The following is a 25,607-nucleotide window of genomic DNA, read 5'->3' as shown; positions in this document are numbered from 1 at the left end:
CGGGTCGCAACATGAGCGGCTTCGACATCCGCCGCGAGGTCGAGGGCACCAAGGGCCGGTACGTCCTGCACCACGAGGGGCACGAGGCCGAACTGACCTACTCGATCCTGTCGCCCACGCACATCATCGCCGACCATACCGGCGTGCCCGACGCGCTGCGCGGTACGGGGGCCGGCGTCGCGCTGGTCACGCGGCTGGTCGAGGACGCCCGCGCCGAGGGCGTGAAGATCACCCCGCTCTGCCCCTTCGTGAACGCGCAACGGCGGCGCCATCCCGACTGGGCCGACGTCTTCGCCGTCTGAGGATCCGGGCGCTCACGAAGACTTGGCTATCGTTCACGGGTGCGAAACGGTTCCATAATATCGCCTGAATTTGCCCCTATACCGCGACCATGAACATGGCCCGCACCACCCCCATATCCCGCGTCCGCCTGACCAGACGCCAACGCGACCGCGCCATCCTGCTGGTCTGCCTCGTCGTGGTGGCCATCGGGCTGATCGGGCTGGCACGCGCCACCGGCTGGGACGAGGTGCGCGCCCAGATCGCGGGACTGAGCGCGGCGCAGCTGGCCGGGCTTCTGGCGCTGAGCCTCGTGAACTACCTGTTCCGCGGAATGCGCTGGCACCTTTTCGCGCGGCGCCTGGGACTCGGGACCGGCTTCGGTCAGAACCTGCGGCACTTCCTGGGCGGCTTCGCCATGTCGGTCACGCCCGGCCGCGTGGGCGAACTGGTGCGCATGCGCTGGATCGGCCGCGAAACCGGCTGGCCGGTGGAGCGCACGGCGCCGCTGGTGCTGATCGACCGCGCCTCCGACCTGGCGGCGATGGGCCTGCTGCTGGCGCTGGCTTTGACGCTCTCCACCGGGATGATCGCGGGCGCACTGCCGGTCGCGGCGCTGGCCGTGGCCGCGGCCGTCGTGGTCACGCGGCCCGCCCTGCTGGCCCGGCTGGCCATCTGGGCCTACGGCGCCACCGGCATCCTGCCACGCCTGTTCGTACGGATGCGCCGCGCCGCGCAGTCGCTGGCCCGGTTCAGCCATCCCGCCACCCTGATCTTCGCCTCCGTGCTGGGCCTGATCGGCTGGGTGGCCGAGGGCTATGCCTTCTGGCTGCTGCTGGGCTGGATGGGCGCGGACATGGACCTGTGGACCGCCATGGCGATCTTTGTCTTCGCCACGCTCGCCGGCGGTCTGACCGGCGCGCCGGGCGGCATCGGCGGGGCCGAGGCCGCGATGATCGCCCTTCTGGTCGCGCGTGGCGTGCCGCTGGAAATCGCGCTGCCCGCCACCGCCGTCATCCGCGTGACCACCCTGTGGTTCGCGATCCTCATCGGTCTCGTCGTGTTCCCGCACGCCGAGGCCCGGTCACGAAAGGGTGCCCATGTCGTGGAAACAGGCTGACTGGTCGGGCTGGGGCCGCGCGCTGACGGCCAGCGGGCAACTGGCCCGGCCCGAGCGTCAATCGACCCTCGCCGCGCTGATGCGCGACACGCCCGCCCCCGCCATCGGCGGCTGCCGGTCCTACGGCGATGCCTGCCTCAACGATGGTGGCCGGGCGGTGCGGACGACCCGGCTGGACCGCGTTTTGTCCATCGATCCCGAAGCCGCGACGGTCACGGTCGAGGCGGGCGTCACCCTGGGCGATCTGACGCGGCTGCTGGCACCCCGGGGGCTGTTGCCTGCCGTCCTGCCCGGCACCGGCTTCGCCACCGTGGGCGGGGCCATCGCCATGGACGTGCACGGCAAGAACCACCACCACGCGGGATCCTTCGGACAGCACGTGCTGTCGCTGCGGCTGTTGACGCCCGGCGGCCCGGTCGAGGTCACGCCCGGCTCGGACCTGTTCGCGGCGACCGTGGGCGGGCTGGGGCAGACCGGCATCATCGCCGAGGCCACGCTGCGCGTTCTGAAATGCAAGGGCGACGTCATGGTGGTGACCGAACGCCGCGTGCCCGGCTGGAATGATTTTCTGGCGGCACTCGACGGATCGGAGGCCAGCTATTGCGTGGGCTGGATCGACGCCACCGCGACGGGCGACCGGCTGGGCCGGGGCATCCTGGAAGAGGGCGAGACCGGCGCGGGCCTGATCCCGCCACCCGGGCGCGCCCGCAGCGTGCCGTTCGACGCGCCCGCAGCCGCGCTGTCGCCGCCGGTGGTACGGGCCTTCAACGCCGCGTACTACAACCGCGTCCCGCGCGGCGGCCGCACGGTGGTGCGCCGGATCGGCGAGTACTTCTTCCCGCTGGACCGGATACACGACTGGAACCGCCTTTACGGCAAACGCGGGTTCCACCAGTTCCAATGCGTGGTCCCGGTCGCGGCCGCGCCCGCCCTGCGCCGGATTCTGGAACGCATCGCGCATTCGGGGCTCGCCTCGCCGCTGGCCGTGCTCAAGCGCATGGGGCCGGGCCGCGCCGGTCACCTGTCCTTCCCGATGGAGGGCTATACCCTGGCCTGCGATTTCCGGAACACGCCCGACGCCGTGGCCCTGATCGAAACGCTCGAGGACGCGACGCAGGACGCCGGCGGGCGGATCTACCTGGCCAAGGACGCGCTCGCGACGGGCGCCGCCGTGCGGTCCATGTATCCTGACCACGGCGCATGGCTGCGCGAGGTTGAGCGGGTCGATCCCGAAGGCACCATGACGACGGACCTCGTGCGCCGGCTGGGACTGAGGAACGCGGCATGAGCGACACCTGGATCCTTCTCGGCGCGACATCGTCCATGGCCCGCGCCATGGCGCGCGAACTGGCCGGCGCGGGCGCGACGCTGATCCTGGCCGGGCGCGACATGGACGACCTGCGGGCCACCGCGGCAGACTGCACCGCCCGCGGCGCCGTATCGGCCCGCGCGATGCGGTTCGACGCGCGCGATCCCGAGAGCTTTCAGCCCATCATCGACGCGACCGATGGCGACGACACGGTGAACTGCGCCGTCTTCGTGGGCTCCATGCCGCCGCAGGACAGGATCGACGCCGACCCGTCTCTCATCGACGGCGTGGTGATGGACAGCTTCACCGGCCCCGCGCGGTTCCTTCAAATGCTCGCCCCGCGGATCGAGGCCAACGGAGCGGGCACCATCGTCGGCGTGGGGTCCGTCGCGGGCGACAGGGGGCGTCTCGGCAACTATGTCTACGGGGCCGCGAAGGCCGGCTTCGCCACCTACCTGTCGGGCCTGCGCAATCGCCTGACCCGGGCGGGCGGGCACGTGGTGACGGTCAAGCCGGGCTTCGTCGACACCGCGATGACCTGGGGGATCGAGGGGATGTTCCTGGTCGCGCCGCCCGAGGCCGTGGCCCGGTCCATCCTGCGCGCGGTGGATCGCAAGCGCGACGTGATCTACACGCCGTTCTTCTGGCGTTTCATCATGGCGATCATCCGCGCGATCCCCGAACGGGTGTTCAAGAAGCTGTCGATCTAGGTGCGGTTCGCGCCCTATCCCAGCCACTCCGCCCACAGCCCGGCGGACCAGAACATCAGGCTGAGGATAATCAGCAAAAGGCCGATGCCCGTCCTGTCGCGCAGCGCGAAGACGATCGGGTCATAGTCCATCTGCCCCCGCGCGCCCAGCGCCACCATGCGCATCAGCCACAGCGCCATGGGCGGCAGGGCCAGCCACAGGATCCAGCGCGTCTCATATAGTGCCGCGGCCTGGTCGCTGACCGAGTAGAGCGCGAAGATCACCAGCGCGCCGACCACGCCCAATCCCGCCATGTTCAGCATGTCGCCCTTGTCCGAGGGCGCGTAGCCGCGCCCGGGCAACCGCGCCTCGCCCGTCGCCTTGGCGAGCTCGGTCAGGCGCTTGACGCAGCCGAGCGTCAGGAACACGGGGAAGATGAAGACCAGCATGCTCAGCGTCGCCTCGACACCGCTGGCCGCCGCCCCCGCCACCACGCGCAGGGTATAGAGCGCGGCGAGGCAGAAGACATCGATCCAGCGCATGCGCTTGAGTTTCAGCGAATAGGCGAGGCTCAGAACGATATAGACGCAGATCACGGCCAGGAAGGCCGGGCCCAGCAGCGCACCGAGGATCAGCGCCAGCGCGCCCGCGCCAAGCCCCAACGCCATGCCGACCCCGATGGGCAGCGCGCCGCTGGCCAGCGGGCGGTTGCACTTGGTCGCGTGCTGGCGGTCGGCGGCCAGGTCCAGCAGGTCGTTCACCACGTAGATCGACGAGGCCGCGGCCGAGAACGCGACGATGCCCAGCAGGACCAGCGCGAAGGGCTGCCATTGGAAGGCATGGGCGGCGATCACCGGCAGGAACAGCAACACGTTCTTCACGTATTGATGCGGGCGCAAGGCACGCCGGGCCGCGCGCCAGGTCCAGCCGCCCGGGATCTCGGTCACGTCTTGCCCCGCGCCGCGCAAATGCGCGGCCTGCCGCGCGGGCCCGCCCACCACGATCGCCTTGCGCGCCTCGGCCCAGACCGCCGCGTCGGCGTTCGAGTCGCCGGCGTAGTCGAACCCGCTGCGACCGTAGCGGTCGACCAGCGCCCGGGCCTTCTCGGCCCCCTTCAGGTTGCGTCCCGGCGTGCTGCCCAGCGTATCGGTGACCGTCGGATCCGTCCGGCCCAGCGCGCCGACCAAGTCTGCATCGGCGGCCGAGGCCAGCACGACCGCGCGCCCCTCGGACCGCGCCGCGCTGGCCAGCGCGGCGACCTCGGGATCGCGCGGCATCAGCGCCAGGTCGGGCTGGCCGATCCGCGCCAGCTCGGCCTTCAGCCGGGGGCGGTCGCGCCAGTGGCGCAGCGCACCCAGCGTGGACACCGGGTCGCGGCCCATCCCCGCCCAGAACGACTCCAGCAAAAGGTCCGTGCGCAGGTAGGTGCCGTCGACGTCCAGCACCAGCGGCGGGTCGTCAGCCATTGCTGGCCACGCGGTTGTCGACGAAGACGCAGCCGTCGCTGACCAGCATGGGCGGCGTCAGGCACAGCCCCCGGGCCACCTGGAACGCGGCCAGCACCTTGGGCACGTAGCCGCGCGTCTCGGAATAGGGTGGCACGCCCGCGTGGCGGGTCACCGCGCCCTCGCCCGCGTTGTAGCCCGCCAGGACCAGCAGCGGGTCGCCCTCGAATTCACCCATCAGCCAGTCGAGATAGGCGATCCCGCCGCGGATGTTGTCCCGGGCCTGGGTGCTGTCGTGCACCCCGAAGCGGCGCGCGGTGTCGGGCATGAGCTGCATCAGCCCCTGTGCGCCGGCCGAACTGACGGCGTCGACCTTGCCCGACGATTCGACCGCCATGACCGCAAGCGCCAGCGCGGGCGAAACCTTGGTCCCGACGCTGGCCGCGAGGATGTCACGCCCGTGGCGCTGCGCCAGCTTGCGAAGGTGGTCCAGCCGGTATTGCGGTGCCCGCACGCCCGACGGCGGGCGCGCCAACACGGCCAGCGCGCTGTCGAGACCGGCGGCCCCTGCCCCGCCCGGCGGCACCTGGTCCCAGAACCAGGCATAGGCGCGGGTCTTGGGGGCCTCCGGCGCCGATGGCGCGGCGTCGGGGGGCGTCTCGGGTTTCGCGGGCGTCGCGGGCGCCGGCGGCGGCCATTGCTCCGACGGGTCGATCTGCACGGTGATGCGCTTTTTCGTGCCCGGCGCGGGCGGCTTCACCCGTTTGAACGTGAAGTCGGGAAACGGCGCCGGATCGCCCGCATGGACGGGCGACGTGATGAAAAGCGCCGCCATCAGCGCCGCGGTCACGGAAACTCTCATGCTCGAACCTGCCTGGGTCGATTATTTTTCTTTGACCGCAGTCTGAGGGGCCTATCGCCCCGGGAAAAGCGTGGCGCGCCCCGTTCGGGTCATTTTAGCCCGGGCGTCACCATTTTGCCCCAAGGTCCCCGGCCCTTTCGCCGGTTTTGCCGCGAAACGGCAGGTTGCTCAGTTCATAATTGTGGCAGGTGAAATCAAGAAATGGACCCGCCCGCGCCAGATTCCCGCCGAACTCTTCCAGCATTAACCACGATCAACCGCAGCGGCGTCCGCCGCAACGGGTCTATCGAAACGTGCAACCAGTGAGGCTTTTTACCATGAAACTCTTCAAGCTCGCGAAAAACTTCCGCAACGACGAAAACGGCGCCGTGACCGTCGACTGGGTCGTGCTGACCGCCGCCATCGTCGGCCTCGGCATCGCCGTGCTGTCGTCGGTGACCAGCGGCACCAAGACGGTGACCGAAGCCGTGTCGACCCACCTGAACGGCACCACCGTCACCACGACCTTCCCGTAAGGCACGCGCGGGCGCATCGCCCGCGAAATGAATTCCATGGGCCGCCGACCCGTCGGGTCGGTGGCCTTCTCATGTTGCCAACTGTCGTAAAATGCTGCGGCACCCTTCGCAGATTTGCCGCAAAATACCACCGCCGCGGTCATAATGCTGCCCTGCGCAACAGTCATGGTGCCCCTACTCGAACAGAGCGGATGTTCTGGTCGGGACAAAGAAACCAGAGCATCAAAGCAGGATTACACCATGAAACTCTTCAAGCTCGCGAAAAACTTCAGCAACGACGAAGACGGCGCCGTGACCGTCGACTGGGTTGTGCTGACCGCCGCCATCGTCGGCCTCGGCATCGCCGTTCTGTCCTCGGTGACCAGCGGCACCAAGACGGTCACCCAGGCGGTGTCGACCCACCTGAACGGCACCACCGTCACCACGACCTTCCCGTAAGGTTTCCAGCCGATATTTCCATGGCGGCGGTTCAACGGGCTGCCGCCATGGCTCGGTCGATCCACGCCGCCGGGGCCGCGACCGTCAACCCGCAAAGGACGAACCCCATGACCGCCTTCAAGATGATCTCGAGATTGCGCGAGGACGAAGACGGCGCCGTGACCGTCGACTGGGTGGTTCTGACCGCCGCCGTCGTGGGTCTTTGCGTCACCGTGCTGGCCTCGGTTACGAGCGGAACCAAGTCGGCGACGCACAATGTCTCGAACAAGCTGACCTCGACCAGTGTGAGCAAGGCCTTCTGAGCCGAGCCGACAGGACAAGACGAAAACGGCCGCCCCAGGGCGGCCATTTTCGTTGCACAGCCCCCCGTTGCGGCGCGCAACCAACGGATGAGCCTGTCCCGCAAAGCCCTTGCAAAGGTCATGGCCCGGGCGGCGTTCGGCCCCCGTTTGGACAGATTCGGCCGGCAATCTCGGTAAACAGGCGACGACCGCCAAGCCAAACCCGAAAGGACCATGAAATGAAATTCTTCAAGCTGACCAAGACCTTCCGCGACGACGAAGACGGCGCCGTGACCGTCGACTGGGTCGTGCTGACCGCCGCCATCGTCGGCCTCGGCATTGCCGTGCTGTCGTCGGTCACCAGCGGCACCAAGACGGTGACCCAGGCCGTGTCCACGCACCTGAACGGCACCACCGTCACCACGACCTTCCCGTAAGGCGCGGCCCACGCGGCTCGCCGGCCGAACCGGGGCCGCGCCCACCAGCTCGGGGGCGCGGCCCCGTCACGTTCGACGGAATCCAGAAGCAGAGCAGGAAGACGACCATGCCTCTCCCTACCACCAATCGATTCGCGCGCGACGAGTTCGGCGGCGCCAGCCTCGACTGGAAAGTCCTGACCGCCCTGATCTGCGGCGTCGGCATTGCCGTGGGCGCCACGGTCTACGACGGCGCCGAAGCGCCGTCCGAAGATATCCAGGCAACGCTGTCGGACGAGAGCCTGCCCGACCAGATCTTCCCGGGCCGGGCCATCGACTGAAGAAACAATCCCGCCCGGACCGCGACAATCGCCTTAATGATGCACGAATGGCATCATTTCGCCGCAATCCCACGCGACACTGAGACAGTATTTGGGTCACCCGCCCGCAGAACCGCGCGCCGGGGGCCAGACGACGAAAAGGGGGGTTTCCCATGCGACTCGTATTCGGATTGGTGCTGATGCTGGGCCTCGGCCTGGCCGGCTTCGCGGTCTACATGGCCAAGGATTACATGGCGGCAAACCAGGCCGCGTTGGACGCGCAGCGGGCGAACCAGGGCCCCGCGATCCAGACGCAGCCGGTCTTCGTCACCACGCGCGCCGTCAATTACGGCGAGCGGCTGACCCAGGAAGACATCAAGCTCGTGGCCTTCCCCCAGGAAGCGGTCCCCGAAGGCGCGTTCAGCACCGCGGAAGAGATGTTTCCCCAGGGCGTGAACATCGAACGCAGCGTCCTGCGCTCCATGGAACAGGGCGAAGCCGTCCTGGCCGTCAAGGTCACCGAACCCGGCGAGGATGCGGGCGTGTCCGCCCGGCTGTCCCCCGGCAAGCGTGCCTTCGCGATCAGCGTCGATGTGTCCTCGGGCGTTTCGGGTTTCCTGCGCCCCGGCGACCGCGTCGACGTCTACTGGACCGGCACCGTGAAAAGCTCGGGTCCCGAGCGTCAGGACGTCACCAAGCTGATCCAGAGCGGCGTGAAACTGGTCGCCATCGACCAATCCTCGGACGAAGACCGCTCGGGCGCCACCGTGGCACGCACGGTCACCGTCGAGGCCACCCCGCGCGATGTCGCGGCCCTGGCCCAGGCCCAGAGCACCGGGCGGCTGTCGCTGGCCCTGCTGGGGGCCGAGGATGACAGCGTGGCCGAGGCCGTCGAGATCGACCAGCGTGAACTGCTTGGCATCGTTGAAGAAAAGCGGGTCGAGGTGAAGGAAGAGCAGGTCTGCACGATCCGCACCCGCCGCGGCGCCGAGGTGATCGAGATCCCGATCCCCTGCACCAACTGATCGATACGGCGGCGCCCGGCGGCGCGCATCAGACAACAGATCAAAGGCGCGGCACCCGGTCACAGGTGTTGCGCCTTTCGCACATCAAGACCTTCGCGCAAAGCCCTGATTCTTGATCGAGAATGGCTTTGCGCGCATGGTGCGTCAAAAGACGGGCAAAAAGACCTGTCCCATCCGTGACTCAGAGAGGCAGGTCACATGAGCATCAGACAAATCTGCAAGGCGGCGTGCGTCGTGGGCCTGGTGGCCCTGTCGCCGGTTCTTCTTGCCACATTCGCACACGCCCAGGCGCTGCGCGTCATGCAGGGCACGGCGGCGTCCGAGCTGCGGGTGCCCATGAACCGCGCGGTGGTCGTCGAATCGGACCGGCCCTTCGCCGAGCTCTCCATCGCGAACCCGGCCATCGCCGATATCTCGACCCTGTCGGACCGCACCATCTACGTGCTGGGCAAGGCACCGGGTCGCACCACGCTGACCCTGCTGAACGCCGAGGGTCGGCTGATCACCAATGTCGAGGTGCAGGTCATCCCCGACGTGGGCGAGTTCAAGGAGCGGCTGACCCAGATCCTGCCCAACGAACAGATCGAGGTGCGCACCGCAAATGACGGCATCGTGCTGTCGGGCACCGTGTCGTCCGTCACCGCGCTGGACCGGGCGCTGGACCTCGCCAACCGGTACGCCCCCGACCGGGTATCGAACCTGATGATGGTGGGCGGCACGCAGCAGGTCATGCTGAAGGTCCGCTTCGCCGAGATGAGCCGATCGGTCTCGAAGGAACTGTCAAGCTCGGTCGCGCTGGGCGGTGACGTCTCGGGCGGCGACGTGGGCATCCTGGGCTCCAACGGCGTCCTAAACGACGGCAACAATGCAACCAACATCCTGACCGGCCAGGGCTTCGTCGGCGACGACAACGCCGAGGGATCGTTCGCCATCGGCTTCGGCGCGGGCAGCCTGCGGTTCGCCGTCCTGCTCGAGGCGCTGGAAAGCAAGGGCGTCGTGCGCACCCTGGCCGAACCGAATCTCGTCGCCCTCTCGGGGCAGCGGGCGTCGTTCCTGGCGGGCGGGGAATACCCGATCCCGGTGGCCAGCGGCGACAATGCCATCCGCATCGAGTACAAGCCCTTCGGCGTCGAGCTGGACTTCACCCCGCGCGTGCTGGGCAACGATGCCATCAACATCGAACTGACGGCCGCCGTGTCGGGCTTGGACCCGACCATCGGCATCCAGCAATCGGGCTTCTCGATCAACGGCTTCTCGCGCCGCGAGAGCAAGACCACGATCGAACTGCGCGACGGCGAAAGCTTCGCCATCGCCGGCCTGCTGCAGGACGACTTCCGCGACCTCAAGGGCCAGGTGCCCTGGCTGGGCGACGTTCCGGTGCTGGGCGCGCTGTTCCGCTCGGCCGAATACGAACGCGAGCAGTCCGAGCTGGTGATCATCATCACCGCGCACCTCGTCACGCCGGTCCGGGGCGAGGCGCTGGCCCTGCCCACCGACCGCGTGGTGGTCCCGTCCGAGCGCGAGCTGTTCCTCTTCGGCGACGTGGTGGGCGGCAAGCGCCGCGCCACCAACGCGCCCAAGGCCGGCCCCGCGGCCGAAGTGGCGAAACAGGACTTCTCGGGGTCCTACGGATACGTGATGGAGTGACCCCGATGACGCGCACGATCCTCCTGGCCTCGGCCGCTGCACTGACGCTCACCGCCTGCGGCGAGGTCGGCTACAAGGCCCGCACCCTCTGGGCCACGCCCGCGGGCGCGGACCTGGACGAAGGCCGTTTCGGCAACGCCGTGGTCAACAACATGGCTGTCCAGTCCGGCGACATCAGCCAGATCGAGGGGCTGAACAACCGCTTCTCGAACGAGGTCGCGTCGGTCGTGAACTTCGGTTTCGACAGCGCGACGCTGAGCCCGCAGGCCCAAGCCACCGTCGCCCGGCAGGCCGTGTGGATCCGCCAGTTCCCCGAGGTCACCTTCCGCGTTTACGGTCACACCGACCTGGTGGGATCGGACGCCTACAACAAGGCGCTCGGCCTGCGCCGCGCCCAGGCCGTCGTGCGAGAGCTCGTTCGCAATGGCGTGAACGGCGATCGGCTGGCCGCGCTTGTATCCTTCGGGGAAACACAGCCCCTGATCGTGACCCAGGGCCGCGAGCGGGCGAACCGCCGCACGGTGACCGAGGTCTCGGGCTTCGCCGGGGGCCGCTCGACCCTGATGAACGGCAAATATGCCGAGGTAATCTTCCGCGAATACGTGGAAAGCGCCGAGCCGGACTTCGCCTATAACGACTCGGGCCTCGAGTCGATCGAAGGTGCGGGACAGTAAACAGCGCCGGGCGTCTGTTCTCGCAAGTCGGATAATTACGATATTTCCGTCTCAATGTCGCCCCACTTGAACGGCATACCCTAACCAAGGAGCCACCACGTCTTTCGGGTGGCAAAGGGCAAAGACCGGCACCCTCGTGCGCCACGGCCGCGACGGTGTCAGCCCGGATCTTGGTAAGGGACGTGAGTTCATGACGACCGCAACAGCGCAAGCCGCCGAGCCTGCCCCGATCCAGGCCTGTACCGTCTGTCGAGACGTTCAGAATTTCGACCTGCTGATCGAGGACATGGAAGCGGAACTGGGCGAGGCCTGGGGCGATCTGTCCTATGCCGACGCCGCGATATTCCTGAACCAACCCGAAGCGGAGCAGCTCGAGTTCATCGCCATCGCGATGGACGAGGAGGACGAGGACCAGATCGGCGCGATCGCCGATCTCGTGACCGCCGCCGCCGAGCGCAAGGTGAAGGTCATCGTCATCGCCGAGGAAGTCAGCCCGATGGTCCTGCACCAGCTGCTGAAGCTCGGTGCCGCAGAATTCGTGCCCTACCCCCTGCCCGAAGGCGCATTGCACGAGGCGATCGAGCGTCTGCGCACACCGCCCGCGCCGCCCGCCGAGGCTGCGGCGCCCGAGGCACCGGCCGAGAACGTCACCCGCCTGAAGGCCACCGGCGACCGCGAAGGCGTCATCATGCCGGTCCAGTCGCTGGCCGGTGGCACCGGCGCGTCGACATTCGCCGTCAACCTGGCGTGGGAGCTGGCGAACGTCGACAAGGACAACGCCCCGCGCGTCTGCCTGATCGATTTCGACCTGCAGATGGGCGCCGTCGCCACCTATCTCGACCTGCCCGCACGCGAAGCGGTTTTCGAGCTGCTGCAGAACACCGAAAGCATGGACAGCGAAAGCTTCATGCAGGCGCTTCAGCCCTTCAACGACAAGCTGCACGTCCTGCCGGCCCCGGCCGAGATGCTGCCGCTGGACCTGGTCACCCCCGAGGATATCGAACGCATCGTCGACGTGGCCGCGTCGAACTTCGACTACGTGATCGTCGACATGCCCTCGACCGTGGTGATGTGGACCGAAACCGTCCTGTCGAAGGCCCATGTCTATTTCGCGCTGATGGAGCTGGACATGCGCTCGGCCCAGAACGCGCTGCGCCTGATCCGGGCGCTGAAGGCCGAGGATCTGCCGGTCGAGAAGCTGCGCTTCGTCCTGAACCGCGCGCCGAAATTCACCGACCTGTCCGGCAAGAGCCGGATGAAGCGGCTGGCCGAAAGCCTGGACATCTCGTTCGAGGTGCAGCTGCCCGATGGCGGCCGCCCCGTGACCGAAGCCAACGACCAGGGAACGCCCCTGGCCGAAACGGCGAAGAAGAACCCGATGCGCCGCGAAATCCAGAAGCTCGCGGCGTCGGCGCATGAATTGAGCCGCAGCGCGGCCACCGGAAACTGAAGGGGCTCTGACCGATGTTCTCCCGCTACAAGAAAACCCCCGCCACCAAGGTCGAAAGCGACGCGGCGCCCGCGCCGCTGGCCAAGGCCGCGACCAAGCTGGCCAAGCTCGAACCCGTGGATGCGCCCGCCGCGGCCAAGCCGCAGGCCAAGACGGCGGCCAACCGCCCCGCCAAGGCCGCGCCCGCCCGGGCCGAGCCGGTGGACAAGGAAAAGCGGCGCAAGGAACGGCTATCGGACATCAAGGTCAGCCTCCACAAGGAGCTCTTGGACAACCTGAACCTGTCGGCGCTGGAAACCGCGTCGGACCAGGATCTGAAATCCGAGATCAACGAGATTGTCAGCGAATCGCTGAACGAGATGGGCGTCGTGCTGAACCGAGAGGAACGCACCACGCTGAACCAGGACCTGTTCGACGAGGTGAAGGGCCTCGGCCCGCTTGAGACGCTTCTGAAGGACGAGTCGGTCAACGATATCCTGGTGAACGGGCCGCAGCAGATCTTCGTCGAACGCAACGGCAAGCTGCAGCTGACCGACATCACCTTCAAGGACGAACGTCACCTGCTGCGCATCATCGACAAGATCGTCAGCGCCGTGGGCCGGCGCGTCGACGAATCGAACCCTTACGTCGACGCCCGCCTGGCCGACGGGTCGCGTTTCAACGCCATGGTCCCGCCCATCGCGGTGGACGGCTCGCTGGTCTCGATCCGTAAGTTCAAGAAGGAAAAGCTGGCCATCGACGACTTGGTGAAGTTCGGCGCCTTCACCGAGGAAATGGCCCTGTATCTCGAAGCCGCGGTCAGCACTCGGCTGAACGTGATCGTGTCGGGCGGTACCGGCTCGGGCAAGACGACCACGCTGAACGCCCTGTCGTCCTTCATCGACAATTCCGAACGCATCCTGACCATCGAGGATACCGCCGAACTCCAGCTGCAACAGACCCATGTGGGCCGGATGGAAAGCCGTCCCGCGAACGTCGAGGGCAAGGGCGCGGTCAGCCAGCGCGACTGTCTGAAGAACGCGCTGCGGATGCGCCCCGACCGCATCATCGTCGGCGAGACGCGGGGCGAGGAAGTCATCGACATGCTCCAGGCCATGAACACCGGCCACGACGGGTCCATGACCACGATCCACGCGAACTCCGCCCGCGACGGCGTCAGCCGCCTTGAGAACATGATCGCCATGGCGGGGATCGAGATGCCGCTGAAGGCCGTGCGCTCGCAGATCAGCTCGGCCGTGAACCTGATCGTGCAGGCCAGCCGCCTGCAGGACGGTTCACGCCGCATGACCTCGATCACCGAGATCACGGGCATGGAAGGCGACGTCATCTCGATGCAGGAGATCTTCCGCTTCAAGCGCGTCGGCCTGACCCCCGACAACAAGATCATCGGACATTTCACCGCGACCGGCGTGCGCTCGCATTTCTCGGATCGCTTCAAGATGTGGGGCTACAACCTGCCCCACGAGATTTTCGAGCCTTTTCAGGGATAGACAAGATGCTCAGCGCTGAACCCGTCATCTACGGCCTGATTTTCGTCGCCGTCCTCGTGCTGGTCGAAGGGATCTACCTGACCGTCTTCGGCAAGTCGATCAGCCTCAACAGCCGGGTGAACCGCCGGCTGGAAATGCTCGAGAAGGGCAAGGCCCGCGAACAGGTCCTGGATCAGCTCCGCAAGGAGATGAGCCAGCACATGCAAAGCCAGAAGGTGCCGCTGTATTCGCTGCTGGCGGTGAAGGCGCAGAAGGCCAACATCGCCTTCACGCCGACGCAGCTGGTCATGGTGATGGTGGTCCTGGCGACCGTGGCCTATGTCGGCCTGACGCAGGCGACCGAGGCCTCGACCCCCATCCGCATCGCCGTCTCCATCGCCATGGGCGTGGGCGGCGTCTTCGTCTGGGTGAACAACAAGGCCAAGAAGCGCATGGCCCTGATCGAGGAACAGCTGCCCGACGCGGTCGAGCTGATGGTCCGGTCGCTGCGCGTGGGCCACCCGTTCAGCAGCGCGCTGGCGGCGGTGGCCAAGGAAACGCCCGACCCGCTGGGGTCCGAAATGGGCGTCATCGCGGACGAATCCGCCTACGGGCGCGACGTGGGCGAGGCCCTGAAGGCCATGGCCGAACGGCTGGACATGCAGGACCTTCGCTTCCTTGCCGTGGCGGTCACCATCCAGCAGCAATCGGGCGGCAACCTGGCCGAAGTGCTCTACGGCCTGGCCAAGGTGATCCGGTCGCGCTTCAAGCTGTTCCGCCGCGTGAAGGCCATCACCGCCGAGGCCAAGTGGTCCGGCATGTTCCTGTCGGTCTTCCCGCTGGGCGCGCTGGTGATGATCAACGTGATCCAGCCCAACTACTACGACGACGTGAAGGAGACGGCGTATTTCATCCCCGCCTGCCTGGTCGTCGCCGCCTTCCTGGTCGCCAACATCTTCGTGATGAAGGCGCTCGTGAACATCAAGGTCTGAGGAACCCGCCATGGAATTCGTCATGGACATGCTGGTGCAGCGTTTCGGGCCGATGGGGCCGCTCTTCGCCGTGGGGGGGCTTGGCTTCCTGCTGATCCTGCTGACCCTGCCCTTCCTGCTGCAGAAGAAGTCCGACCCGATGGACAAGTTCCGCGACAGCGTGAAGGCGTCGAAATCGGGCGGCAAAAACGGCCCCGCGCTGCGCATCGGCGGCAAGCACGACAAGCTCGAGAAATACTCGAACTTCCTCGAGCCGCAGAACGAGGAAGAATACTCGGCCATCCGGATGAAGCTGATCCGCGCCGGGTATCGCGGCAAGAACGCGGTGCGCACCTTCCACTTCGCGCAGTTCGCGCTGGGCATCGGCCTGCTGATCCTGGGCGTGATCTATACCGTGGTGAACAACGGCATGGGCGCCGAGGTCACGACCCGGTCGATGGTGCTGTCCACGCTGATCCCCGGCTTCGTGGGCTACTACGCGCCGAAATACTGGGTCACGAAGCGCATCCAGGAACGGCAGGAGCAGATCGTCAACGGCTTCCCCGACAGCCTGGACATGATGCTGGTCTGCGTCGAGGCGGGACAGTCCATGGACCACTCGATCGCGCGCGTCTCCAAGGAAATCCGCGCCGGCTACCCTGCGCTGGCGGACGAGTACGCGATGGTCAGCCACGAGATCAAGGCGGGCAAGGACAAGACCACCGTGCTCAAGGACATGGGCGAACGGGCCGGCGTGTCGGACGTGTCGAACTTCGTCACGGTGCTGATCCAGTCCGCCGCCTTCGGTACGTCGGTGGCCGAGGCGCTGCGCGTCTACGCATCCGAGATGCGCGACAAGCGGGTCATGCGGGCCGAGGAAAAGGCCAACACCCTGCCCACCAAGATGACGCTGGCCACCATGATGCTGACGGTGCCGCCGCTGCTGATCATCTTGCTTGGACCGTCGATCTATAACATTGTCGAGACGCTGGGAAAGATGAGCCTCTGAGGATGACTTGACGCGCGTATCGGCGATTTTGCCACTGATCTTCCTGGCCGCCTGTTCCGATACGGGCGGCCAGTCGCCGTTTGGCGGACAGGTGTTTGCGCCCGATGCCGTGGACCGGTCCACCGACAGCGTCGATGGCCTCGTGGTCGGACACCGCCTGATGGCGGCCGGCGAATACGAGCTGGCCCTGAAGGCCTACCTGCGCAGCGCGGCGGACCGGGGCACTACGGTCGAGGTCCTGTCCGCCCTGGGCTCGGCCAACCTGCGGCTGGGGCGGCTGGGCCAGGCCGAGCGCCTGCTGCGCCAGGCCGTCGATCAGGACCCGACGCATGTGCCGGCCCTGAACAACCTGGGCGTGGTGCTGATGGAAACCGGCCAGGTGGCCGAGGCCAGCCAGATCTTCCGCGCCGCCTTCGCAGCCGATAGTGGCCAAAGTGACGACATCCGCGCAAATCTGACCTTGGCGCTCGCAAAGATGGAACAGTCGTCCTATTCTGCTCCGGAAAATAATGATTTCGCATTGGTGCGACGCGGTGGCGGATCCTACCGGATCATCGCGACGGACGGATAGCGGAACGGCAAGAGCAGGTAAAACAAGGACGCAGGCACCATGCGCCATCCCATTATTCTGTCGCTCTGCATCTGCGGGGCGCTGGCGGGCTGTGGCGCGCGATCGGACAAGGCCGAAGTCGAGCGCGCGCTGAAAGAAGTCAACGTCATCGACGAAAGCAACCTCAGCGACATCATGCTGACCGTGGCCGACCCGAACGAGGCGGTCGCCTATTTCCGAAAATCCGCGGGCGCGAATCCCGACCGCATCGATCTTCAGCGGGGCCTGGCCTCGTCCCTGATCCGGGCCAAGAAGCCCGACCAGGCCGCCGCCGTCTGGGCCCGCGTGGCCGAGATGAAGGGCGCCACCCACGAGGACCGGCTGTCGCTGGCCGACGCACTGATCCGCGCGGGCGACTGGGACGCGGCCGAGGCGCAGCTGAACCAGCTGCCCCCCACCGTCGAGACCTTCCGCCGCTACCGGCTGGAGGCGATGATCGCCGACGGACACAAGCAGTGGGACAAGGCCGACAGCTTCTACCAGACGGCCGTGAACCTGACGTCGAAGCCGGCGGGCGTGCTGAACAACTGGGGCTACTCCAAGCTGACCCGCGGATCTTACGGCGAGGCCGAGAAGCTGTTCTCCGAGGCGCTGAGCCATGACGGCAGCCTCTTCACCGCGAAGAACAACCTTACGCTGGCCCGCGGTGCCCAGCGCAAGTACGAGCTGCCGGTGGTCCAGATGACCCAGACCGAGAAGGCCCAGCTTCTGCACACCCTGGGGCTGGCCGCGGTCAAGCAGGGCGACGTCTCGATCGGGGCGGGGCTTCTGCGCGAGGCGGTGGACACCCATCCGCAGCATTTCGACGTGGCCGCCCGCGCGCTGGCCGCGCTGGACTCGAACGTCGCCAACTAGTCCGTGAACGGGCTGGCCGACATCGCCGAGGCGCTGATGCTGCCCGACCGGGCGGCGCTGGCCTTCCTCCCCTTCGTCACGCCCATCTGCATCTGGGTGGCGTGGTCCGACATGGCGCGGATGAAGATTCCGAACAAGGCGGTGATGGCGCTGTTCCTCGTCTACCTGCTGATCGGCCCGCTGGTCCTGCCGCTCGAGCTTTACGCCTGGCAGTTCCTGCACCTGGCCGTCGTGCTGGTCGCCGGGTTCGTTCTGAACATGGGCGGCGCGCTGGGGGCGGGCGACGCGAAGTTCGCCGCCGCCGCCGCGCCCTTCGTGCTGCTGCCCGACGCGCTGACGCTGCTCTACCTGTTCGCGGCGATCACCCTGGCGGCCTTCGCCACCCACCGCCTGGCCCGCGCGACCCCCGCGATCCGGTCCCGCACACCCGAATGGGTCAGTTGGACATCGGCGAAGTTTCCCATGGGGCTCGCCCTCGCGCCCGCGCTGTTGTTCTACTTGGTATTGGCCGCGATCTGATCGGCCTCGGCCTGCTTGTCGTAGAGGATGAACAGGTCGGTCCGGAGACGTTCGCGCAGCGCGTATCCCATCTCGTCGATCGCCTTCACGATATCCGCACGGGTCTGCGAGTTCACGGCGCAGAGCGGGACCAGCACCATCTGCGCGTCCTCGATCCCCGGCGCCCCGCCATAGCGCCACGGCGCTCCGCCCTTCAGCGGTAGCAGGTCGTCGGAATACATCCAAAGCGCGCTGAGCAGATCGGCCACCAATACCCGCGCGTCCGGCCCGATCCCGGCCTGTTCCAGTTGCCGCGCGGCGGTGTCGAACCACGCCACCAAGCCGTTGTGCAGCGAGCATTCCGCGATCTCTTCGCCCCCGACGATGGTCAGGTCCGGACGCTCGGCAAGCGACGCGAATTTCTGAAGATCCTCGGACACGTCCTCGCCCGCGATCTGCAGGTTCACCTGGAACACGCGGCGGGTGTCGGTGAAGAAATCGTCGTGCTGGTCCGAGCGCGGGAAGACGGTGGTGAAGTCCTCGGTCGTTTCCGAGAAATGGCGCAGCGGGCTGTAGGCCAGATTGAAGAACGAGGGCAGCGACGCGACCAGCAGCGCGGCCCCCACCATGCCCAGCGACAGGCGAAGGTCCCAGCCCCACGGGTTGCGCGTTCCGGCGGCGGGTAGGGTCATCAGCACCACCAGCGCGGTGACCAGCATCCATTGCGGATCGTTTCCGAAGTTCTGGTAAGTCACATAGACGAAGCCCGGGACCAGGCACAAAAGCCCCAGCCCCAGCGCCGCGAAGCCCGATTGCCGCAGGAACACCACCGCGGCCAGCGCGGCGAGGTGCCCGCCGATGAACAGCGGCCCGGTCACAACCTGGTCCAGCGCAAGGCCCGGGTTGGTGCGGATGTCACTGCTGGCGGTGGTCAGGACATCCTGCGCGTAGGCGGGCCAGATGCCGGCCCCCGCGATGCCGGTGAAGACCGCCAGCGCGGCCAGGGTCACCGCCACGCCCCAGCCCAGCGCGGCCCACTGCCCGCGCGCGATCAGCAGCACGATCAGACCGGGCGCGAGCGCGACCACGTAGGTCACCTTGATCAGCGCCAGCGCCGCCATGGGCAGGCCCAGCGCGGCGGCGTCCCACGCCACCGACCGGCGCAGCGGCGGCAGCATGCCCACGGGCAGCATGATGAAAGCCAGCGCCCAGGCCCAGCGATTGTAGTGCATCGAGATCGAGATGTTCGGGATCGACTCGCCATGCACCAGCGCGAGGGCGAAGGTCATCACCAGAAGGATGTAGAGATAGGCGAGCGGGCCGCGAAACCGGCTGAGCGCGACCCAGACCGCAAGCGGCGCCAGCGCCAGGGCAAGCGAAAGCTGCCCCAGGTGCACCGCCGTGCCGAAGCCCACCCCCGCCTTCACGAACACCGCGATGGGCCAGAACGCCAACATCCCGATGGGCGTCATGAAATCGAGATGCGGCCACTGCCCGTCGGCCACCCGCAGGATGATCTCGGTCAGGTGCAGCATGTCGCCTTCGTAGCGGTCTGCGAACAGGCCGCCCTTCAGCAGCGACAGCCCCGCCATCACCGCGATCAGGCCCGCGCACCACAGCGCCAGCTTTACGGTGTGTGCGCCAGTCATTCCCATCCCTCTCCCTATCTTCGCCACAATGGGCGGCGATGCTCCGTGTCGGATCAAGTCATAGCGCCCCCTATTGTCCGAAATATGGAAACGATGGGGCGGCCCCGAGAAAAGAGGCACGCGAGCAAATGAACATGACCACGCCCGGCGTGATGGCGCCCCCCGTCCCCAAGACGCTGGACGACATGCTGCTGTCGCCGGTGATGATGCGGGACATCCTGCTGAAGACCATCTTCCGCACCAACGCGGCCGAGACGTCGGAAATCGCCAAGCGCATCTGCCTGCCCGTGGCCGTGACGCAGGAGCTGATCGACATCGCGCGCCGGCAGAAGCTGATCGAGGCCATGGGCAGCCTGCACGCCGGAGGCTCGGGCGAGATGGCCTACCAGCTGAGCGATGCGGGCAAGTCCCGCGCGCTCGAGGCGCTGGGCCAGTCCGAGTATTTCGGGGCCATGCCCGTGCCGCTCCAAGTTTATCGCGAACAGGTAAAGCGCCAGTCGATTCGCAACATCGCGATCACCCGTCAGCAGCTGCTGGGCGCCATGGGGCACCTGGTGCTGCCCGACGACCTGATCGACAACCTGGGCCCCGCGGTGGGTTCGGGCCGCTCGATCCTGATGTACGGCCCGCCGGGCAACGGTAAATCCTCGATCTCGAACGGTATCCGCGACGCGCTGGGCGACAAGATCTACGTGCCCCGCGCCATCGAGTACGCGGGCCAGGTCATCACCGTCTACGACCCGATCGTGCACACCGCCGCGGAAGACCACGAGGACGACCCGACCTCGCTGCGCCGAAAGACCCGTTTCGACACGCGCTACGTCATGTGCGACCGCCCCACGGTCATCACCGGGGGCGAGCTGCGGCTGGACATGCTGGACCTGAACTACAACGAGGTCGCGCGCACCTACCAGGCACCGCTGCAGCTGAAGTCGACCGGCGGGGTCTTCATCGTCGACGACCTTGGCCGGCAGGAGGATCCGCCGCAGCCGCTGATCAACCGCTGGATCGTCCCGCTGGAAGAAAACAAGGACATCCTCGCGCTTCAGTCCGGCGAGAAGTTCGAGGTCCCGTTCGACACGCTGGTGATCTTCTCGACCAACTTCCACCCCAACAAGATCTTCGACAAGGCCGCGCTGCGCCGGATCTTCTACAAGATCAAGATCGACGGACCGAACCAGAAGGACTTCCTCAAGATCTTCAGCATGGTCGCGAAGAAGCGGAAGATGCCGCTGGACGAATCCACGCTGATCCACCTGCTGAAGAACAAGTATCCCGAGATCGACAACGTCTACGCCAACTACCAGCCGATCTTCCTCATCGACCAGATGATCTCGATCTGCAATTTCGAGGGTATCCCGAACCAGATGAGCCCCGAGCTGATCGACCGGGCCTGGGCGAACATGTTCGTCGAGGAATCCGACATCCAGCACTGATCCCAGCGCGGGACGTTCTTACCGGCCCAGCGCGTCCATCGCCCGACCGACCGCGACCGGGCCATCGGTCAGCTCGATCATCTCCCTGGTCAGCCAGGGGCGGTCCAGCACGGCGTGGATCGCGCGGGCCACGTTGCCGCGCGCCACGTCGCCATAGGTGATGCAGCGTCCCGCCGTCACCTGACCGTCGCCGTCCTCGTTCTGCAGCGTGCCGGGCCGGATCAGCACCCAGTCCAGGTCCGTGGCCGTGATCGCCACGTCGGCGCGTTTCTTCTCGGCCATGTAATGCTCGAACGTCTCGGACAGGTCACGGTTGCGGCCCGCTTCGGGGAAGACGGACACCACGACCAGCCGCCGAACGCCCTGCGCCTCCATTGCCCGGGCCAGAGCGATCGCCGCGTCGCCGTCGATTGCAGTGGCAAGGTCCTTGCCCGCGCCACCGGCGCCGGCCAAGAACACGGCGGCGTCCATGCCGGTCACGAGATCGGCGAAGTCACGCGGGCCCATTTCGGTCAGGTCGCCGAAATGCGGCGTCACACCCTGCCGCTGCAACCGCTTGTCGTCGCCGTCGCTGTGCCACAGCCCGTGGACCTCATGCCCGGCCTCGGTCAGCATGGGCAGAAGCCGCGATCCGACGCCGCCGGTGGCGCCAATGACCAATATCTTCACCGCGTTCTCCTTTTGCCGCAGGGTGCTGCATGGCGAATGACCCGGTTCGCCCCTAGGTTCCGTTCATGACCGCCCTGCCCCCCCGTTTCACCGACTGGTTCGCCTCGCGCGGCTGGCAGATCCACCCGCACCAGCAGGACATGCTGGACCGCGCCGCCGATCCCGCGCTGCTGCTGATCGCGCCGACGGGCGGCGGCAAGACGCTGGCGGGATTCCTTCCCACGCTGGTCGAGCTGTCCGAGGGCGCGCATGAGGGGCTGCACACGCTGTATGTCTCGCCGCTCAAGGCGCTCGCCACCGATATCAAGCGCAACCTGACGACCCCGGTAACCGAGATGGGCCTGCCCGTGCGGATCGAGGATCGCACCGGCGACACATCGGCCACGCGCAAGAAACGCCAGCGCGCCGACCCGCCGCATATCCTGCTGACCACGCCCGAAAGCCTGGCCCTGCTGACCAGCTACGAGGACGCGCCGCGCATGTTCGCGGGGCTGAAGCGCATCGTGGTGGACGAGATCCACGCGCTGAGCGAATCGAAGCGGGGCGACCAGCTGATGCTGGCGCTCAGCCGCCTGCAGGCCATGTGCCCGGGGCTGCGCCGCGTGGGGCTTTCCGCAACCGTGGAAGACCCCGCCGCCATCGCCAGCTTCCTCGCGCGCCACCCCGATCCGTGCGAGATCCTCTATGCCGACCCCGGCCCCGACCCCGACATCGCCATGCTGGAAACGGATGCCGCCCCGCCCTGGTCCGGCGGCGGCGGGCGCTACGCCATTCCCGCGGTGCTCGAGCAGGTGCGCAAGCACAAGACCACGCTCATCTTCCACAACACCCGCGCCCAGGCCGAGATCTTCTTCCACGAGCTCTGGCTGCAGAACGAGGACGCGCTGCCCATCGGCATCCACCACGGCAGCCTCTCGCGCGAGCAGCGCAACCGCGTCGAGCAGGCCATGGTCGCGGGCGAACTGCGCGCCATCGTCTGCACAGGCTCGCTCGACCTCGGCATCGACTGGGGCGACGTGGACCTGGTCATCCAGATCGGCGCACCGAAGAACGTCAAGCGGCTGGTGCAGCGGATCGGGCGGGCCAACCACCGCTACAATGCACCGTCGAAGGCGCTGCTGGTGCCCGCCAACCGGTTCGAGGTGGTGGAATGCGTCGCCGCGCTGCAGGCGGTGAAAGAACGCGATCTCGACGGCGACCCGCGTGGCCCCGGCCCGCGCGACGTGCTGTGCCAGCACATCCTGATCCGCGCCGCGGCCGGCCCCTTCGCGGCCGATGATCTTTATGCCGAGGTCTCCAGCGCGGGGGCCTACGCGGGTCTGAGCCGCGCGCAGTTCGACGCCTGTCTCGATTTCGTGGCGACCGGCGGCTATGCCCTGCGCGCCTACGACCAGTGGAAGCGGCTGAAGCAGGACGAGGATGGCCTGTGGCACCTGCGCGACCCGCGCGCGGGCCAGCGCATCCGGCAGAATATCGGCACCATCATGGACACCGATTTGCTGAAAGTTCGGCTGAAGAACCGGCGCGGCGGCACGCCCCTTGGCGAGATCGAGGAGGGCTTTGCCGCCACCCTGACCCCCGGCGACACGTTCCTCATGGGCGGGCAGATCGTCCGCTACGAGGGCCTGCGCGAAATGGTGGTCGAGGTCACCCGCCGCGCGGATCGCGAACCCAAGATCGCCACCTTCATGGGCACCAAGTTCGCCACATCGACCCAGCTGAGCGAGCGCATCCTGCGCATGTTCCGGCAGGACGACTGGCCCGACCTGCCGAAGGACACCCGCGACTGGCTGCATCTGCAACGCGAGCGCAGCCAACTGCCGCAGACCGACCGGATCCTGATCGAATCGTTCCCCCATGACGGGCGTGAGCACACCTGCGTCTACGGTTTCGCCGGGCGCAACGCGATGCAGACGCTGGGCCTGCTGCTGACCGCCCGGATGGAGCAGCAGGGCCTGCATCCCATGGGGTTCGTCGCCACCGACTACGCCACGCTGATCTGGGGGCTGGATACGCTGGTGCACCCCGAGCCGCTGTTCGACCGCGACGACCTGCACGAGACGTTCGAGACGTGGCTGGCCGGCAACGCCGTGATGAAGCGCACGTTCAAGCAGTCGGCGGCGATCTCGGGGCTGATCGAGCGCACGACCCGGGGCCAGCGCAAGTCCGGCAAGCAGGCCACGTTTAGCGCCGACATCCTCTACGACGTGCTGCTGAAATACGATCCCGACCACCTGCTGATGGACATCACGCGCGAAGAGGCGCTGAAGGGTCTCGTGGATTTCGGCCGGATCGAGGACATGCTCATGCGCACGGCCGGCCGGGTCGACCACGTGGTGCTGGACCGGGTGACGCCGCTGGCCGCCCCCCTGTTCCTCGAAGCGGGACGTGTCCCTGTCGAAGGCGCCGCCACCGAACGGCTGCTGGCGGAAGAGGCCGCACGGCTCATGGACACCGCCGGGCTCGACATGGATCCGGGGGCGGAAAAACGGCACTGGCGGGTGCCATACTGACTTGCCGCACCCGCCCCGGTTTGGCTAAGAACGAAGAATGAACTTCATCCAGATCGATCTTTGCGGGGCGCGGCTGCACGCCCATGGCTCGGGCGCGCTGCACTGGCCCGACGAGGGGCTGCTGGTCGTGTCGGACCTGCACCTTGGCAAGTCCGAGCGGATCGCCCGCCGCGCCGGCCAGATGCTTCCCCCCTACGAGACGCGCGACACGCTCGCCCGGCTGGAAGAGGACGTGGCGCAACTGGACCCCGCCCGTGTGATCTGCCTGGGCGACTCGCTCGACGACGACGCGGCGACCGCCGGGCTGGATGCCTCCGACCGCGCGGCCATCGCCCGCATGCAGGCCGGGCGCGACTGGACGTGGATCGCGGGCAATCATGACCCCGCGCCCAGCGACCTGGGCGGCACTGCCGCGCAGATGGTGCAGATCGGGCCGCTGATGTTCCGCCACATCGCCACCCCCGCGCGGGGCGAGGTCACCGGACACTACCACCCGAAGGCGCGGCTGGGCCTGCGCGGCAAGGCCGTGTCGCGGCCCTGTTTCCTGGTGGACCGGCGGCACATGATCCTGCCCGCCTACGGCACGTTCACCGGCGGGCTGTGCTGGCGGACCCCGCATCTGCGCGGCCTGATGGGCGCCGATGCGCGGGCCGTGCTGACCGGGCCGCACCCGGCGCAGGTGCCCCTGCCCCGGATGGCCGCGTGAGCCCCGAGGACATCCGCGCCAATTTCGACCGCCAGTCGATGATGGCGACCCTGGGCGCGGACCTGGCCGAGGTCGCGCCGGGCCGCGTGACGATCACCGCGCCGATCCTGCCCGGATCCCGACAGCAGCAGGGTTTCGGCCACGCCGGCCTGACCTTCGCGATCGGCGACTCGGCAGCCGGTTACGCAGCGCTGTCGATGATGGAAGACGGTCAGGACGTCCTGACCACCGAGATGAAGATCAACCTGCTCCGCCCCGCACAGGGGGACCGCCTGGTTGCCGTGGGCGAGGTGGTGAAGCCGGGACGCCGCATCACCGTCGTACGGGCGACGGTCTGGGCCGAAACGGACGACCGGCGCGTCGAGATCGCGCTTCTCCAGGGAACGATGCTGCCGGTCTGACAACCCGGTCTTCGGGCATGAAAAAGGCCGCGCCCGAGGGAAAGGGAAGGCGCGGCCTTTCATTTCGGCCGCTTTCACGACCGTTACTGGAAATGGATCAGATGAGCGCGAAGGTCGCCAGGGTCATCCCCAGCATCATCCCGCCATAAATTGCCATGCTTACACTCGTCATTGTCTTGCTCCCGTCAGGGTCTGCACAAACAACTGCGCCGGGCGCATTCGGGTCCATCACCGAAGCGTGATTTTCCCGCCGCCCCCGCCGCAACCGTCCGGGCAGGCGTCGCAAACCCGCTGTCCGGGTCGGAAACGGCCCGCTACACCTTGGGCAGGCATTGCGCAGGGGAGGGCACG

28 protein-coding genes are annotated in these 25,607 nt (G+C 67.3%); 23 read left to right on the top strand and 5 right to left on the bottom strand.

Annotation, left to right across the window (positions count from 1 at the left end):
• The first annotated feature begins 11 nt into the window (after positions 1-11).
• The 4 genes from BUB76_RS06655 (at position 12) to BUB76_RS06640 (ending at position 3,418) form a co-directional block, all read left to right on the top strand.
• Entirely contained in the window at positions 12-302 is a 291-nt protein-coding gene (locus BUB76_RS06655; protein WP_073127967.1) for a GNAT family N-acetyltransferase, read from the top strand.
• 95 nt (positions 303-397) lie between these two features.
• On the top strand, positions 398-1,399 hold the full coding sequence (locus BUB76_RS06650; RefSeq protein WP_084140585.1) for a lysylphosphatidylglycerol synthase transmembrane domain-containing protein: 1,002 nt from the start codon (positions 398-400) through the stop codon (positions 1,397-1,399).
• On the top strand, positions 1,380-2,687 hold the full coding sequence (locus BUB76_RS06645; RefSeq protein WP_073127965.1) for an FAD-binding protein: 1,308 nt from the start codon (positions 1,380-1,382) through the stop codon (positions 2,685-2,687). Before BUB76_RS06650 ends, BUB76_RS06645 begins: the two co-directional genes overlap by 20 nt.
• Positions 2,684-3,418: an SDR family NAD(P)-dependent oxidoreductase gene (locus BUB76_RS06640; protein ID WP_073127964.1), complete on the top strand. Its 735-nt coding sequence runs from the start codon at positions 2,684-2,686 to the stop codon at positions 3,416-3,418. Before BUB76_RS06645 ends, BUB76_RS06640 begins: the two co-directional genes overlap by 4 nt.
• Positions 3,419-3,432: 14 nt before the next feature.
• Here BUB76_RS06640 and BUB76_RS06635 read toward each other — a convergent pair whose 3' ends face one another.
• The 3 genes from BUB76_RS06635 to BUB76_RS17905 form a co-directional block, all read right to left on the bottom strand.
• Positions 3,433-4,863: a UbiA family prenyltransferase gene (locus BUB76_RS06635; protein ID WP_073127963.1), complete on the bottom strand. Its 1,431-nt coding sequence runs from the start codon at positions 4,861-4,863 to the stop codon at positions 3,433-3,435.
• On the bottom strand, positions 4,856-5,704 hold the full coding sequence (locus tag BUB76_RS06630; protein WP_073127962.1) for a lytic transglycosylase domain-containing protein: 849 nt from the start codon (positions 5,702-5,704) through the stop codon (positions 4,856-4,858). Before BUB76_RS06630 ends, BUB76_RS06635 begins: the two co-directional genes overlap by 8 nt.
• A gap of 106 nt (positions 5,705-5,810) precedes the next feature.
• On the bottom strand, positions 5,811-5,948 hold the full coding sequence (locus BUB76_RS17905) for a hypothetical protein (protein WP_175550273.1): 138 nt from the start codon (positions 5,946-5,948) through the stop codon (positions 5,811-5,813).
• Positions 5,949-6,021: 73 nt separating this feature from the next.
• On the opposite strand from BUB76_RS17905, the gene BUB76_RS06625 reads away from it, so the two are divergent.
• The 15 genes from BUB76_RS06625 to BUB76_RS06555 all read left to right on the top strand — a co-directional run bounded on the left by BUB76_RS06625 (position 6,022) and on the right by BUB76_RS06555 (position 17,903).
• Positions 6,022-6,219: a pilus assembly protein gene (locus BUB76_RS06625; protein ID WP_073127961.1), complete on the top strand. Its 198-nt coding sequence runs from the start codon at positions 6,022-6,024 to the stop codon at positions 6,217-6,219.
• Between the two features lie 240 nt (positions 6,220-6,459).
• Positions 6,460-6,657: a Flp family type IVb pilin gene (locus tag BUB76_RS06620; protein ID WP_073127960.1), complete on the top strand. Its 198-nt coding sequence runs from the start codon at positions 6,460-6,462 to the stop codon at positions 6,655-6,657.
• 107 nt (positions 6,658-6,764) lie between these two features.
• The gene (locus BUB76_RS06615; protein ID WP_073127959.1) at positions 6,765-6,959 is read left to right on the top strand and encodes a hypothetical protein; all 195 of its coding nucleotides are present in this window, start codon (positions 6,765-6,767) and stop codon (positions 6,957-6,959) included.
• A gap of 218 nt (positions 6,960-7,177) precedes the next feature.
• Complete coding sequence (locus BUB76_RS06610; RefSeq protein ID WP_073127958.1) at positions 7,178-7,375, top strand: pilus assembly protein; 198 nt, start codon at positions 7,178-7,180, stop codon at positions 7,373-7,375.
• A 107-nt stretch (positions 7,376-7,482) separates the two neighbouring features.
• The gene (locus tag BUB76_RS06605; RefSeq protein ID WP_073127957.1) at positions 7,483-7,695 is read left to right on the top strand and encodes a hypothetical protein; all 213 of its coding nucleotides are present in this window, start codon (positions 7,483-7,485) and stop codon (positions 7,693-7,695) included.
• Between the two features lie 152 nt (positions 7,696-7,847).
• Complete coding sequence (cpaB, locus tag BUB76_RS06600) at positions 7,848-8,699, top strand: Flp pilus assembly protein CpaB (RefSeq protein WP_073127956.1); 852 nt, start codon at positions 7,848-7,850, stop codon at positions 8,697-8,699.
• Positions 8,700-8,897: 198 nt separating this feature from the next.
• Positions 8,898-10,346, top strand: a complete 1,449-nt coding sequence (locus BUB76_RS06595) for a type II and III secretion system protein family protein (protein ID WP_073127955.1) — start codon at positions 8,898-8,900, stop codon at positions 10,344-10,346.
• 5 nt (positions 10,347-10,351) lie between these two features.
• Positions 10,352-11,020 (top strand): OmpA family protein, encoded by a 669-nt coding sequence (locus tag BUB76_RS06590; RefSeq protein WP_073127954.1) that lies wholly within the window; start codon positions 10,352-10,354, stop codon positions 11,018-11,020.
• A gap of 190 nt (positions 11,021-11,210) precedes the next feature.
• Positions 11,211-12,470, top strand: a complete 1,260-nt coding sequence (locus tag BUB76_RS06585) for a CpaE/TadZ family protein (protein WP_073127953.1) — start codon at positions 11,211-11,213, stop codon at positions 12,468-12,470.
• Positions 12,471-12,484: 14 nt separating this feature from the next.
• Complete coding sequence (locus tag BUB76_RS06580; RefSeq protein ID WP_073127952.1) at positions 12,485-13,960, top strand: TadA family conjugal transfer-associated ATPase; 1,476 nt, start codon at positions 12,485-12,487, stop codon at positions 13,958-13,960.
• Positions 13,961-13,965: 5 nt separating this feature from the next.
• Positions 13,966-14,931, top strand: coding sequence for a type II secretion system F family protein (locus tag BUB76_RS06575; protein WP_073127951.1), 966 nt, complete (start codon positions 13,966-13,968; stop codon positions 14,929-14,931).
• A 10-nt stretch (positions 14,932-14,941) separates the two neighbouring features.
• A complete protein-coding gene (locus tag BUB76_RS06570) occupies positions 14,942-15,919 on the top strand; it encodes a type II secretion system F family protein (RefSeq protein ID WP_073127950.1) in 978 nt (325 codons plus the stop codon).
• A gap of 28 nt (positions 15,920-15,947) precedes the next feature.
• A complete protein-coding gene (locus BUB76_RS06565; protein WP_373280046.1) occupies positions 15,948-16,490 on the top strand; it encodes a tetratricopeptide repeat protein in 543 nt (180 codons plus the stop codon).
• Positions 16,491-16,529: 39 nt separating this feature from the next.
• Positions 16,530-17,384, top strand: coding sequence for a tetratricopeptide repeat protein (locus BUB76_RS06560; RefSeq protein WP_073127948.1), 855 nt, complete (start codon positions 16,530-16,532; stop codon positions 17,382-17,384).
• Between the two features lie 21 nt (positions 17,385-17,405).
• Positions 17,406-17,903 (top strand): prepilin peptidase, encoded by a 498-nt coding sequence (locus BUB76_RS06555; RefSeq protein WP_073128092.1) that lies wholly within the window; start codon positions 17,406-17,408, stop codon positions 17,901-17,903.
• On the opposite strand, the gene BUB76_RS06550 is transcribed toward BUB76_RS06555, so the two are convergent.
• Positions 17,879-19,531 (bottom strand): hypothetical protein, encoded by a 1,653-nt coding sequence (locus BUB76_RS06550; protein ID WP_073127947.1) that lies wholly within the window; start codon positions 19,529-19,531, stop codon positions 17,879-17,881. The two genes, BUB76_RS06555 and BUB76_RS06550, sit on opposite strands and share 25 nt — an antisense overlap.
• 128 nt (positions 19,532-19,659) lie before the next feature.
• Between BUB76_RS06550 and BUB76_RS06545 the strand changes: the two genes are divergently transcribed.
• Complete coding sequence (locus tag BUB76_RS06545; protein ID WP_073127946.1) at positions 19,660-20,967, top strand: DUF8689 domain-containing protein; 1,308 nt, start codon at positions 19,660-19,662, stop codon at positions 20,965-20,967.
• 18 nt (positions 20,968-20,985) lie between these two features.
• Here BUB76_RS06545 and BUB76_RS06540 read toward each other — a convergent pair whose 3' ends face one another.
• Complete coding sequence (locus BUB76_RS06540; protein WP_073127945.1) at positions 20,986-21,636, bottom strand: NAD(P)-dependent oxidoreductase; 651 nt, start codon at positions 21,634-21,636, stop codon at positions 20,986-20,988.
• 65 nt (positions 21,637-21,701) lie between these two features.
• Here BUB76_RS06540 and BUB76_RS06535 point away from each other — a divergent pair, with 65 nt between their 5' ends.
• The 3 genes from BUB76_RS06535 to BUB76_RS06525 are packed head-to-tail and all read left to right on the top strand — an operon-like array spanning position 21,702 to position 25,256.
• Positions 21,702-24,149, top strand: a complete 2,448-nt coding sequence (locus tag BUB76_RS06535) for a ligase-associated DNA damage response DEXH box helicase (RefSeq protein WP_073127944.1) — start codon at positions 21,702-21,704, stop codon at positions 24,147-24,149.
• 37 nt (positions 24,150-24,186) lie between these two features.
• Positions 24,187-24,855, top strand: a complete 669-nt coding sequence (gene pdeM, locus BUB76_RS06530; RefSeq protein ID WP_073127943.1) for a ligase-associated DNA damage response endonuclease PdeM — start codon at positions 24,187-24,189, stop codon at positions 24,853-24,855.
• A complete protein-coding gene (locus BUB76_RS06525) occupies positions 24,852-25,256 on the top strand; it encodes a PaaI family thioesterase (protein ID WP_073127942.1) in 405 nt (134 codons plus the stop codon). The genes pdeM and BUB76_RS06525 overlap by 4 nt, the downstream gene beginning before the upstream one ends.
• Positions 25,257-25,607 lie beyond the last annotated feature (351 nt).

The organism is Palleronia salina (genome assembly GCF_900141995.1).
Lineage (GTDB): Bacteria > Pseudomonadota > Alphaproteobacteria > Rhodobacterales > Rhodobacteraceae > Palleronia > Palleronia salina.
The sequence above is the reverse complement of the archived record's forward strand: the minus strand, read 5'-3'. Positions and strand labels throughout refer to the sequence as shown.